This window comes from Litorimonas sp. WD9-15, from assembly GCF_050271975.1.
Taxonomy (GTDB): Bacteria; Pseudomonadota; Alphaproteobacteria; order Caulobacterales; family Maricaulaceae; genus Litorimonas.
This window is the reverse complement of sequence record NZ_CP189850.1, coordinates 2996805-3008724: the sequence shown is the minus strand read 5'-3', so window position 1 is coordinate 3008724 and position 11920 is coordinate 2996805. Positions and strand designations below refer to the sequence as shown.

Sequence of the window (11920 nt, the reverse complement as noted above, 5' to 3'; positions counted from 1 at the left end):
GCTTATCGAGCGAGAATTTTCGCGTGGCTTTAACCGCATTAGATTGATGTGTGGCAAGCCGGGTCAGAGGACTTTTTCCATGCCGATATTACAACGGTCATAAATGGGATGTTTCCCGCGCAGGTTCACAACCCAACCATTCCGTTCATAAAGGCGCAGGGCCGCTTCGTTCTTTGTATTGGACAAGAGGAAGAGACGGTCGAGTCCGAGCGTCTCTTTGGCGTAAGTCTCGACAGCTGTCATCAGGTGCTGACCGATGCCCCGCCCGCGATAGGCAGGGTCGACAGCCATCTTAGTCAGCTCATAACGTCCATCCTCATGTTGCTTCAGGGCGCAGGCCCCTGCCACTTCGCCGTCAAGGTGGAAGGAGAAAACCGAATTGCCGTTCTGCGTATAAATTTCCGGGTGTGCGACCATCAGTTTGTCGCTCTCCTCCAAATAATGAAGCTCCTCAATCCATGCGGCATTCAGCGCGGCAAAGCGGGGAAGGGCGGTGGGGTCGTTCCTGCGGATGTCGAGCGGTTCGGTCATGAAATACATTTGCCCGTGACAGGTCGTTGGGGTCAATGCGAAACTCTGTCATGACATGAATGACACACTGTCGGACGCGTTTTTCTTTGCAATGGAGGGGCAGATTGTTTTGTCTAAGGCGAATAGGGAGGCGATATGAAAAAGACTGAAAAAATCGAAGTCCGCGTTTCGGCGGAAGAAAAAGAGCGGCTGAACGAATTAGCGGATGCCCGCAATCAAAATATAAGCGAGCTTATTCGCGATCGTATGGCCGGGAATTACACGATGCCCGCGCAGTCATTCTCTCGGGATATAATCTGGAACCGCGGGATTTCCGTGCTGGCTTTGGTTCTGGGTTTGATGGCCTTTATTTGGTCTATGATCGCTTTAATGGACGGACGTTCGAATACGTTACCGCCAACAATGTCCTCTGTAAGAATGACTCCACCAGATACAGTTTTTGCCGTTTTGGAAACAAAAGTGGCGCACAGAAACGGCTTCACGCAAAGCTATACGATCAAAGTGGATGATGCGACCTATCGGACGACACATCTCATTCGCGAAGAGGGTGGCGTTTATCGCCTGACCGCCGATCTCTGCCGGGTACAAAGTGACACCTGTCTGGAATTGGAAACCAAAGAATTGATTTTGTCAGAACCGAGTACTTATTCACGTCAAAGCACGGCGATATTCTTTGAGAATAATCAGCCGGTTTTTCAACTCTCCGCTTTTCCTCAAGCTCTGCCCAGAGCAGCCAATGGCGAAAGTTAAACGTCCTGACCCGTAACGGCCATCATAATTTGAACGCGCGCGCCGTTGAGCGTCGGGTCAACTTCCGCCGAGCGTAATCGATCCAGTCTTATAATCGCCATGCCCATATTGCCGTTGGTATGAATGACGTCGCCCACGACGCGCTCTCCGCAGAGGATGCGGTCTCCGGCTTTTGCCTCGCCCTCGAAAATAATCCCGCGCATGCGTTTCTTCACCGTGGTCATGCGTTTCATCCGGCTGACGACTTCCTGCCCGACAAAGCATCCCTTTGAGAAGTTCACGCCGTTTAGCAGGTCCATATTCGCGTCGGCGGGGAAGGTTGTGACTGTCTCGAAGTCATACTGACTGTCCGGCACGCCGAGGGACAGGCGGTGCGCGTCGTAATCTGCGGCGTCGAGCATCGGCGTGTCTGTAACGACGCGGTGGCCCAGCGCGGGAAGGCGCGGGTCTTGGTGGCCGGCCATGTCGTCTTCATCCCATACCGCGTAGACATTTAAATCTGTCTCCGTAACTTCTATCGGCGCGCGGAGGCGGTACATGCGCAGGCGTTTAAACAGGTCAGCCGCGAACCTCGTCGGGGTTTCCAGCAGGAACGCGTCGCCGTCGCGGTGAACGAACATATCGGCGATGATTTTGCCCTGCGGCGTCAGGAGCGCGGCAAAGCTGATCTCCGCATCCAGTGAGTTGGTAAGGAGCCCCGCCAACCAGTCTTCCACGCCCTCCCCAGAGAGGCGATATATAGTACGGGGGAGATGGGCGCTGGACATGAGCGGGATATGGTCGCTTGCTGCCGGGCATTCAAGCATTTCGAACCTGAAGCGGGAATTAGAAACGCATTACAAACCTCAGCGCTGACTGTTGACGGCCAGTGATTCCCCGTGTAGGTGCGCCCCCGTTGATGAGCATGCTGTCCAGGGATCGCCCCGGAAACCTTGTTTAAGACGAAAAGAGATTACGGAATTCAAGTCATTATGGCCCGTTTCACGGGAAAAGGTGGCTTTCGAAGCGAAAAGCCGGCCTCGCGGACAATGATGTCTGCGGAGATGGGCTTTTTGCATATTTGTGCAGGAACTTAAATGCCAACGATTCAACAACTGATCCGGAAACCCCGGAAAGACAAGCGCAAGCGGAATAAAGTCCCGGCGCTCGAAGCCTGCCCGCAAAAGCGTGGCGTGTGTACACGTGTTTATACAACAACACCGAAGAAGCCGAACTCGGCCCTTCGTAAAGTTGCCAAAGTGCGTTTGACCAACGGTTTCGAAGTTCTCTCCTACATCCCGGGTGAAGGCCATAACCTGCAAGAGCATAGTGTTGTGCTCATTCGCGGCGGTCGTGTGAAAGATTTGCCGGGCGTGCGTTATCACGTCCTTCGGGGTGTCCTCGATACGCAGGGCGTCAAAGATCGTAAGCAACGTCGTTCGAAATACGGCGCGAAGCGTCCTAAGTAAGGAGACACAGATATGTCACGTCGTCACCGCGCTGAGAAACGCACAATTCTCCCCGATGCCAAGTTCCAGGATTTGGTTCTCGCAAAATTCATGAACGCCATCATGCTCGATGGTAAAAAGTCCACAGCCGAGACAATTGTCTATGGTGCGATGGATATCGTTCAGGACAAGGCCAAGACTGAGCCGCTCACAGTTTTCCATGACGCCCTTGAGAACATCAAGCCGGCCGTCGAAGTTCGCTCCCGCCGTGTTGGTGGTGCAACTTATCAGGTGCCTGTTGAGGTCCGCCCGGAACGTCGTCAGGCGCTGGCTATTCGTTGGTTGGTCAAGGCGTCCCGCGCCCGTAATGAGAACACCATGCGCGAACGTCTCGCGGGTGAGCTTCTCGATGCCTCCAACAATCGTGGCTCCGCTGTCAAAAAGCGTGAAGACACGCATAAAATGGCCGAAGCCAACCGCGCATTCTCGCATTATCGCTGGTAGATTTGGACCGCTGGTAAATTCAATTTTAGTTAGGACTGACCGTCATGGCTCGCGAATACGAACTTAAAGACTACCGGAACTTCGGTATCATGGCCCACATTGATGCGGGTAAAACAACATGTACCGAACGGATTCTCTATTATACGGGTAAGAACCACAAGATTGCCGAAGTGCATGACGGTGCGGCGACCATGGATTGGATGGAGCAAGAGCAAGAGCGCGGTATTACAATTACCTCCGCTGCGACAACCTGTTTCTGGGCTGGTAAGCGCCTGAACATCATTGACACACCGGGTCACGTTGACTTCACTATTGAAGTTGAGCGTTCTCTTCGTGTTCTCGACGGTGCTGTTGCGCTGCTCGACGCCAATGCCGGTGTTGAGCCGCAAACAGAGACTGTCTGGCGTCAGGCTGATAAATACCAAGTTCCACGCATGATCTTCATCAATAAGATGGATAAGATCGGTGCGGATTTCTACGCCTCTGTTCAGTCGGTCAAAGATCGTCTCGGCGGAAACGCGCTGGAAATGCAACTCCCAATCGGGTCGGAAGATCAGTTTAAGGGTGTTGTCGATCTCGTGAAAAATGTCGCCTATGTCTGGGAGGCGGAAGCTGACCTCGGCGCGACTTATGAGACTGTCGAAATTCCGGATGACATGAAAGAAAAGGCAGCTGAGTACCGTGAGGCCCTGATCGAGACTGTCGCCGAGATGGATGATGCGGTCATGGAAGCCTATTTCGAAGGTGAAATGCCTGATACGGAAACCATTCAGCGTCTCGTCCGTGCGGCAACGATTGCGAACAAGGTTGTTCCGGTTTTCTGTGGTACAGCGTTTAAGAACAAGGGTGTTCAGCCTCTGCTCGACGCTGTTGTGGCTTATCTGCCATCCCCACTGGATATTAAAGCGATTAAAGGTATCGATGGCAAAACCGGCGAAGAGGTTGCGCGTCCATCATCTGACAGCGAGCCGCTCTCCATGCTGGCCTTCAAAATCATGAACGACAAATTTGTGGGGACACTCACATTCTGTCGCATCTATTCCGGTAAGCTGGAAACAGGCACAACGCTCCTGAACTCTGTCAAAGAGAATAAAGAGCGCGTCGGTCGGATGATGATGATGCATTCCAATGATCGTGAAGATATCCAAGAGGCCTATGCCGGTGATATTATCGCGGTTGCGGGTCTCAAGCGGACAACAACGGGTGACACACTTTGTGACACACAAAACCCTGTCATTCTTGAGCGTATGGAATTCCCCGATCCGGTTATCGAAATCGCGGTTGAGCCGAAATCCAAAGCTGACCAGGAAAAACTCGGCGTTGGCCTCCAGCGTTTGGCGGCTGAGGATCCATCCTTCCGCGTCACGACTGACCACGAATCTGGTCAGACGATCATGGCGGGTATGGGCGAGCTTCATTTGGACATCCTCGTGGACCGTCTACGTCGCGAATTTGGCGTCGAAGCCAATATCGGTCAGCCACAAGTGGCTTATCGTGAAGCGCTCGCGCGTCCGGTCGACATTGATTACACGCATAAGAAACAGTCCGGTGGGTCCGGTCAGTTCGGTCGCGTGAAGATCCGTTTCGAACCGCTCGAGCCGGGTGAAGGCATTGTCTTCGAATCCGCTGTTGTCGGCGGTAACGTCCCGAAGGAATATATCCCGGGTGTTGAGAAGGGTATTCGGACTATGGCTGAAACCGGTCTTCTGGCTGGCTTCCCGGTCATCGACTTTAAGGCCGAGCTTTATGACGGCGCTTATCATGATGTTGACTCCTCGGTTATGGCTTTCGAAATCGCGGCGCGTGCGGCGTTCCGTCAGATCAAGGAAGAGGGCAAGTTGAAGCTCTTGGAGCCAATCATGAAGGTCGAAGTTGTCACGCCTGATGAGTATATGGGCGACGTGATCGGTGACTTGAACTCCCGTCGTGGGATGATCGAGGGCACAGAGATGCGCGGCAATGCCAATGTCATCAATTCCATGGTGCCACTCGCCAATATGTTTGGTTACGTGAACGATCTGCGGTCCAAAACTCAGGGTCGTGCGCAGTTTACCATGACGTTTGACCACTATGCGGGGACACCGCAGGCTGTGGCCGACGAAGTTATCAGCAAGCAGGGCGGCGCATAAGCGCCCCTGCACATTCAGTTTTAACCTCAAAGAGATAGAGGAGCCTTAAGATGGCAAAAGAGAAGTTTGAGCGGACTAAGCCGCATGCGAATATCGGCACGATTGGTCACGTTGACCATGGTAAGACGACATTGACGGCGGCGATCACGAAGTATTTCGGTGATTTTCAGGCCTATGACCAGATTGATGGTGCGCCGGAGGAAAAAGCGCGTGGGATCACGATTTCCACAGCTCACGTTGAGTATGAGACGGAAAACCGTCACTATGCCCACGTCGATTGTCCTGGACATGCTGACTACGTGAAGAACATGATCACTGGTGCGGCCCAAATGGATGGCGGTATCTTGGTTGTGAACGCGGCTGACGGCCCAATGCCACAGACACGTGAGCACATCCTGCTCGCCCGTCAGGTCGGTGTTCCGGCGCTCGTCGTTTACATGAACAAGGTTGACCAGGTTGATGATGAAGAGCTTCTTGAGCTCGTCGAGATGGAAATCCGTGAGCTTCTCAGCTCCTACGACTTCCCGGGTGACGACATTCCTGTCATCGCCGGTTCTGCGCTCGCGGCGATGGAGGGTAAAAATCCAGAAATCGGCGAAGAGTCCATCAAGAAGCTTATGGCCGCTGTTGATGAGTACATCCCACAGCCAGAGCGCGCTGTTGATGGTGCTTTCCTGATGCCAATCGAGGATGTGTTCTCGATCTCCGGTCGTGGTACTGTGACAACAGGCCGTATTGAGCGTGGTGTTCTGAATGTCGGTGACGAGATTGAAATCGTCGGTATCCGCGATACAAAGAAAACGACTTGTACAGGCGTTGAAATGTTTCGGAAGCTGCTCGATCGCGGTGAAGCCGGTGACAATGTTGGTGCGCTTCTTCGCGGTGTTGACCGTGAAGGTGTTGAGCGCGGACAGGTTCTGTGTAAGCCGGGTTCCGTTAACCCACATACAAAGTTCGAGGCCGAGGCCTACATCCTGACAAAAGACGAAGGTGGCCGTCATACGCCGTTCTTCAACAACTATCGTCCACAGTTCTACTTCCGGACAACGGACGTGACGGGTGTTGTGACATTGAAAGAAGGCACTGAGATGGTCATGCCGGGCGATAATGTTGAGCTGAATGTCGAGTTGATCGTACCAATCGCGATGGAAGAGAAGCTCCGCTTCGCTATCCGCGAAGGTGGCCGCACCGTCGGCGCCGGCGTTGTCGCAAAGATCGTCGAATAACCGACATTAATCATTGAACATTCAGGCGGCGTGCTTTATGTGCGCCGTTCTGATAATGAACATGTCCCGACTCGCTCGGGACTAGCTGTTTGAAACGTGTAAGATTTAGGGTTCCGTTATGGATCGTCAAAACATTCGCATCCGGTTGAAGGCTTTCGACCACCGCATTTTGGACACTTCTACCAAGGAGATCGTCTCGACGGCCAAGCGCACTGGCGCGACCGTTCGTGGTCCAATTCCACTGCCAACCCGTATCGAGAAGTTCACTGTGAACCGCTCTCCACACGTTGCAAAAAAATCCCGCGAGCAGTTCGAGATTCGTACGCATAAGCGTATGCTCGACATCGTGGATCCGACACCGCAGACTGTTGACGCGCTGATGAAGCTCGACCTCGCTGCCGGTGTTGACGTTGAAATTAAGCTGGGGGCGTAATCATGTTGCGTTCAGGACTTCTCGCAAAGAAACTTGGTATGACCCAGGTTTATGATGAAGCGGGCAATCACATCCCTGTCACTGTTCTCTCTCTCGAGGGTTGCCAGGTTGTGGCTCAAAAAACAGAAGATAAGCACGGCTACTCTGCGGTTCAGCTGGGTGCTGGCGATGCGAAGCCAAAGCGTGTTTCCAAGGCCGAGCGTGAGCGCTTTGCCAAAGCTGGCGTGACGCCAAAGAAAAAGCTCGTTGAATTCCGGATTGCTTCAGACAACCAAATCGAAGTCGGTGCCACAATGATGGCGGACCACTTCCTTGTTGGTCAAAAAGTCGATGCGGCCGGTATTACAGTCGGTAAGGGTTTTGCGGGTGCGATGAAGCGTCATAACTTTGGCGGTCTTCGCGCGACACATGGTGTGTCTATTTCGCATAGGTCGCACGGTTCGACCGGTCAGTGTCAGGATCCGGGTAAAGTCTTCAAAGGTAAGAAGATGGCGGGTCACATGGGTGCTGTTCGTCGCACGGTCCAAAATCTCGAAGTCGCGCGTGTTGATGCCGAGCAGGGTCTCGTCATGATCAAGGGCGCGACGCCGGGTGCAAAAGGTGCGTGGATTGAAATTCGTGATGCTGTCAAAGGTGTCAAAGCGGACGATCTGCCGACACCAGGAAAATTCACAATGGATGCGCCTAAGGCTGCACCTAAAAAAGCAAAAGGTGAGGAAGAGTAAATGAAACTCGACGTTCAAACACTCGCCGGGAAAAAATCGGGTTCAGTTGATCTGAACGATGATGTTTTCGGCAACGAGCCACGGGCAGACATCCTGCACCGTATGGTTCGCTATCAACTCGCCAAGCGTCGCTCTGGCACGCATCAGGTTCAAGAGCGCGGTGATGTCTCCAAGACAACCAAGCGTATTGGTCGCCAAAAAGGTGGTGGTACAGCCCGTCACGGTAACGGTTCTGTCTCGCAGTTTCGCGGTGGTGCCAAGGCACACGGTCCACGGTCCCGCGATCACAGCTTCAATCTGCCGAAGAAAGTTCGCGCCATGGCGATGCGCCACGCGCTCTCTTCCAAGGTGAAGTCATCCGAGCTTATCATCATTGATGAGGCTTCCGTGAAATCGCCTAAAACGGCAGATCTTCGCAAGCAGCTCGAAAAACTCGGCGTCACAAACGGTCTCGTCGTTACGGGTGCTGCGGTTGATACAAATTTTGCCAAAGCGGCCAATAATATCCCGAATGTGGATGTGTTGTCCTCTGCTGGTGCCAATGTTTATGACATCCTCAAGCGTCACCACCTCGTGTTGACAAAAGAAGCTGTCGCAGATCTGGAGGCTCGCCTGTCATGAGCGTCGCAGCCCGTCATTACGATACGGTCACAGCACCGATTATCACTGAGAAGACGACCATCGTCGCCGAAAACAACCAGGTTGTTTTTGAGGTGCCGTTGAGCGCGTCCAAGCCCGCGATTAAAGAGGCGATTGAGCAATTGTTCAGCGTTTCCGTCACCGCCGTCAATACGATGCGCGTCAAGGGTAAAACCAAGCGCTTCCGGGGTCGCCCTGGTCGCCGCAATGATATCAAAAAAGCTATCGTCACGTTAAAAGACGGCGACAGCATTGATATCGCGACCGGATTGTAGGGGTCACGACATGGCATTAAAGACTTTCAACCCGACTTCCCCTTCGCGTCGTCACCTTGTGCAGGTTGACCGCTCGGAGCTTCACAAGGGTCGTCCAGAAAAATCACTGACACATGGTCTGACAAAGTCCGGTGGTCGGAACAATACAGGTCGCATCACGATGCGCCGTCAAGGTGGTGGCCATAAGCGCCTTTACCGTATGATTGATTTCAAGCGCACGAAGCTGGATATGACGGCGGAAGTCTTGCGTCTGGAATATGATCCGAACCGCACGGCCTTTATCGCGCTGATCCAATATAAAGACGGTGAAAAGTCCTACATTCTCGCGCCACAGCGCTTGGCTGTCGGTGACACGGTTATCTCCTCTGCCCGCGCGGATGTGAAGCCGGGTAATACAATGCCGCTTCGCGTCATGCCTGTCGGGACGATTATTCACAATGTCGAGCTCAAGCCCGGCAAAGGTGGTCAATTGGCCCGTTCGGCAGGTGCTTATGCGCAACTCGTCGGTCGGTCCGAAGGTTACGCTCAGGTTCGCCTGAAATCCGGCGAAATGCGGATGGTTCACCAGACTTGTCTCGCGACGGTCGGTGCGGTGTCCAACCCGGATCACATGAACATCAATCTTGGTAAAGCCGGGCGGAAACGCTGGCTTGGTAAGCGCCCGCAAGTTCGCGGCGTGGCCATGAACCCAGTTGATCACCCTCACGGTGGTGGTGAAGGCCGGACATCCGGTGGTCGTCATCCTGTGACGCCTTGGGGTAAGCCGACTAAGGGTGCGAAAACGCGCTCGAATAAAGCTACTGATAAATTCATCATTCGTTCGCGCCACGCGAAGAAAAAACGCTAGGGAGCGCGGAACATGCCACGTTCAGTTTGGAAAGGTCCGTTTGTTGACGGATACCTCCTGAAAAAAGCCGAAGCGACACGCGCCGAGTCGCGTCATAAGCCGATCAAAACCTGGTCGCGTCGTTCGACAATCATGCCATCTTTTGTGGGTCTGTCCTTTCAGGTTCATAATGGTCAAAAATTCGTGCCCGTCACAATTGACGAGGACATGGTAGGTCACAAGCTCGGTGAATTTGCACCGACGCGGACTTATTATGGTCACTTGGCCGATAAAAAAGCCAAGCGGAAGTAGACGTCATGGCCAAGCAAAAAAATCCCCGTCGCGTCGGCGACAAAGAGGCGCGCGCGAAGCTCCGCATGATCCGGACGAGCCCACAAAAGTTGAACCTCGTTGCGCAGCTTATCCGCGGCAAACGTGTTGAAACAGCTCTGGCTGATCTTCAATTCTCGCATAAGCGTATTTCTAACGACGTAAAAAAAGTGCTCGAAAGCGCGATTGCCAATGCCGAGAATAATCATGGTCTCGATATTGATAGTTTGATCGTTTCTGAAGCTTATGTCGGCAAGAACTTCGTCATGAAGCGTTTCCGTGCCCGTGCCCGTGGTCGTGGTGCCCGTATCCTGAAGCCGTTCTCTGAATTGACGATCATCGTCAAAGAAGTTGATGATGCTGAATATGAGGCGATGAAAGACAAAAAAGCCGGTAAGAAAGCTGCTAAAAACGCGGCGATCGAAAAAGAGGCTAAAAAGTCAGCTAAGACAAGTGAGGCCGCGTAATGGGTCAGAAGATTAATCCAATTGGCTTGCGTCTCGGTATCAACCGGACATGGTCATCACGTTGGTACGCAAACACGTCCGAATATGGCGAATTGTTGCATCAAGATCTCGCTATTCGCGCGTTCCTGATGAGTGAACTGAAGAATGCTTCAGTCTCCCGTATTGTTATTGAGCGTCCACATAAAACATGTCGCATCACAATCTACACGGCGCGTCCGGGTGTTGTGATCGGTAAAAAAGGCTCCGATATCGAGGTTCTTCGCAAGAAGGTTGCCTCCATGGTTGACGGCGAAGTCTTCATCAACCTCGTCGAAGTTCGTAAGCCGGAAGTTGATGCCTATCTCGTTGCTGACGGTATCGCGCAACAGCTTGAGCGTCGCGTGTCTTTCCGTCGTGCCATGAAGCGGTCGCTTCAAAGCGCGATGCGTATGGGTGCTATTGGTTGTAAGATTAAACTTGGTGGTCGTCTCGGCGGTGCTGAAATCGCACGTGTTGAACAGTATCACGAAGGGTCCGTGCCTTTGCACACCATGCGCGCTGACATCGATTACGGGACAGCCCGCGCGATGACGGCCATGGGTATCATTGGCATCAAGGTCTGGATCAATAAGGGCGAGATCATGGAAAATGATCCTTACGCTCACGAGAAACGCATGACCGAGCAGGGCGATACACGCTCGCGCGGGAATGATCGCAACCGGAATGACCGCCAAGGCGGTCGTCGTCCGGCGCGTACAAATTAAGTAAGGGCTAAGAGCAATGTTACAGCCAAAACGTACAAAATTCCGGAAAGCCCATAAGGGCCGGATCAAGGGCATGGCCAAAGGTGGCACGGCGCTGAACTTCGGGTCTTACGGCCTCAAGTCTCTCGATGCGGAGCGTGTTACTGCGCGCCAGATCGAGGCAACACGTCGTGCGATCACGCGTCACATGAAACGGGCCGGACGGGTCTGGATCCGCATCTTCCCTGATGTGCCTGTGACGAAGAAACCGACCGAAGTCCGTATGGGTAAAGGTAAAGGTTCTGTTGAATTCTGGGCGGCCAAGGTCAAGCCGGGTCGTATCATGTTTGAAATTGACGGCGTGTCCGACGAAGTCGCGCGTGAAGCGCTGCGTCTCGGCGCTGCCAAATTGCCAGTGCGGACGAAAATCGTCATGCGTCCTGGTGAAAAGCCGGAATAGGAGAGCGATCATGAAAGCTGAAGATATCCGCGCATTATCCGCCGACCAGGTCACGGACGAGTTGCTCAAGCTGAAGAAAGAGCAGTTCAACCTGCGCTTCCAGGATGCTACCGGCCAGCTCGAGAAGACCGCGCGCGTGCGTCAGGTCCGTCGTGACATCGCCCGCATCAAGACAATCCAGGCTGAAGCAAAATCAGCCGACAAGAAGAAGGCGTAAGTCATGCCTAAACGTATTCTGCAAGGCGTCGTTGTTTCCGACAAGACTGACAAAACTGTTGTTGTCAAAGTCGAGCGTTCTTTTCTGCACCCGCTGCTGAAGAAAACGATCCGCCGGACAAAAAAGTATCACGCACATGATGAGAGCAATGCGATCAAAGTGGGCGAGCAGGTGCGCATCATTGAATGCCCGCCAAAATCGAAATTGAAGACCTGGGAAGTCGTCACCGGGAAATAAATTCCCGGCGGTGAAACTGCCA

The 11920-nt window shown here is 53.3% G+C and carries 17 protein-coding genes and 1 pseudogene; 16 read left to right on the top strand and 2 right to left on the bottom strand.

The genetic code is table 11. From position 1 onward, the window contains the following. Positions 1-63 precede the first annotated feature (63 nt). Positions 64-531 (bottom strand): GNAT family N-acetyltransferase, encoded by a 468-nt coding sequence (locus ACP9M6_RS14125; RefSeq protein WP_427452140.1) that lies wholly within the window; start codon positions 529-531, stop codon positions 64-66. Positions 532-666: 135 nt separating this feature from the next. On the opposite strand from ACP9M6_RS14125, the gene ACP9M6_RS14120 reads away from it, so the two are divergent. Beyond that, positions 667-1281 carry a ribbon-helix-helix domain-containing protein gene (locus ACP9M6_RS14120; RefSeq protein ID WP_427452138.1) on the top strand — a complete coding sequence of 205 codons (615 nt, stop codon included), beginning with the start codon at positions 667-669 and terminating at the stop codon, positions 1279-1281. On the opposite strand, the gene ACP9M6_RS14115 is transcribed toward ACP9M6_RS14120, so the two are convergent. After that, positions 1278-2048 (bottom strand): YgfZ/GcvT domain-containing protein, encoded by a 771-nt coding sequence (locus ACP9M6_RS14115; RefSeq protein ID WP_427452137.1) that lies wholly within the window; start codon positions 2046-2048, stop codon positions 1278-1280. The genes ACP9M6_RS14120 and ACP9M6_RS14115 overlap by 4 nt on opposite strands. Positions 2049-2357: 309 nt before the next feature. Between ACP9M6_RS14115 and rpsL the strand changes: the two genes are divergently transcribed. The 15 genes and pseudogenes from rpsL to rpsQ all read left to right on the top strand — a co-directional run bounded on the left by rpsL (position 2358) and on the right by rpsQ (position 11898). Further along, positions 2358-2729, top strand: coding sequence for a 30S ribosomal protein S12 (gene rpsL, locus ACP9M6_RS14110; protein ID WP_121103013.1), 372 nt, complete (start codon positions 2358-2360; stop codon positions 2727-2729). 12 nt (positions 2730-2741) lie between these two features. Beyond that, on the top strand, positions 2742-3212 hold the full coding sequence (rpsG, locus tag ACP9M6_RS14105) for a 30S ribosomal protein S7 (RefSeq protein WP_427452135.1): 471 nt from the start codon (positions 2742-2744) through the stop codon (positions 3210-3212). A 44-nt stretch (positions 3213-3256) separates the two neighbouring features. Beyond that, a complete protein-coding gene (fusA, locus tag ACP9M6_RS14100) occupies positions 3257-5341 on the top strand; it encodes an elongation factor G (protein WP_427452133.1) in 2085 nt (694 codons plus the stop codon). 50 nt (positions 5342-5391) lie between these two features. Beyond that, positions 5392-6567, top strand: coding sequence for an elongation factor Tu (gene tuf / locus ACP9M6_RS14095; RefSeq protein ID WP_427452131.1), 1176 nt, complete (start codon positions 5392-5394; stop codon positions 6565-6567). Positions 6568-6685: 118 nt separating this feature from the next. Further along, positions 6686-7000, top strand: a complete 315-nt coding sequence (gene rpsJ / locus ACP9M6_RS14090) for a 30S ribosomal protein S10 (protein WP_427452129.1) — start codon at positions 6686-6688, stop codon at positions 6998-7000. 5 nt (positions 7001-7005) lie between these two features. Continuing rightward, positions 7006-7725, top strand: coding sequence for a 50S ribosomal protein L3 (rplC, locus tag ACP9M6_RS14085; RefSeq protein ID WP_427454796.1), 720 nt, complete (start codon positions 7006-7008; stop codon positions 7723-7725). Further along, positions 7726-8346, top strand: a complete 621-nt coding sequence (gene rplD, locus ACP9M6_RS14080; protein WP_427452127.1) for a 50S ribosomal protein L4 — start codon at positions 7726-7728, stop codon at positions 8344-8346. Next, the gene (locus ACP9M6_RS14075) at positions 8343-8639 is read left to right on the top strand and encodes a 50S ribosomal protein L23 (RefSeq protein ID WP_427452126.1); all 297 of its coding nucleotides are present in this window, start codon (positions 8343-8345) and stop codon (positions 8637-8639) included. Before rplD ends, ACP9M6_RS14075 begins: the two co-directional genes overlap by 4 nt. A 10-nt stretch (positions 8640-8649) precedes the next feature. Next, positions 8650-9486, top strand: coding sequence for a 50S ribosomal protein L2 (gene rplB / locus ACP9M6_RS14070; RefSeq protein ID WP_427452124.1), 837 nt, complete (start codon positions 8650-8652; stop codon positions 9484-9486). Between the two features lie 12 nt (positions 9487-9498). After that, positions 9499-9777, top strand: coding sequence for a 30S ribosomal protein S19 (gene rpsS / locus ACP9M6_RS14065; protein WP_427452123.1), 279 nt, complete (start codon positions 9499-9501; stop codon positions 9775-9777). 5 nt (positions 9778-9782) lie between these two features. After that, positions 9783-10154, top strand: a pseudogene (gene rplV, locus ACP9M6_RS14060) (50S ribosomal protein L22); the annotation flags it as partial. A gap of 107 nt (positions 10155-10261) precedes the next feature. Next, positions 10262-11005, top strand: a complete 744-nt coding sequence (gene rpsC, locus ACP9M6_RS14055; protein WP_427452121.1) for a 30S ribosomal protein S3 — start codon at positions 10262-10264, stop codon at positions 11003-11005. 16 nt (positions 11006-11021) lie between these two features. Further along, on the top strand, positions 11022-11444 hold the full coding sequence (gene rplP / locus ACP9M6_RS14050; protein ID WP_427452120.1) for a 50S ribosomal protein L16: 423 nt from the start codon (positions 11022-11024) through the stop codon (positions 11442-11444). A 10-nt stretch (positions 11445-11454) separates the two neighbouring features. Further along, positions 11455-11661, top strand: coding sequence for a 50S ribosomal protein L29 (gene rpmC, locus ACP9M6_RS14045; protein WP_427452119.1), 207 nt, complete (start codon positions 11455-11457; stop codon positions 11659-11661). A gap of 3 nt (positions 11662-11664) precedes the next feature. Then, positions 11665-11898, top strand: a complete 234-nt coding sequence (gene rpsQ / locus ACP9M6_RS14040; protein WP_427452117.1) for a 30S ribosomal protein S17 — start codon at positions 11665-11667, stop codon at positions 11896-11898. Positions 11899-11920 lie beyond the last annotated feature (22 nt).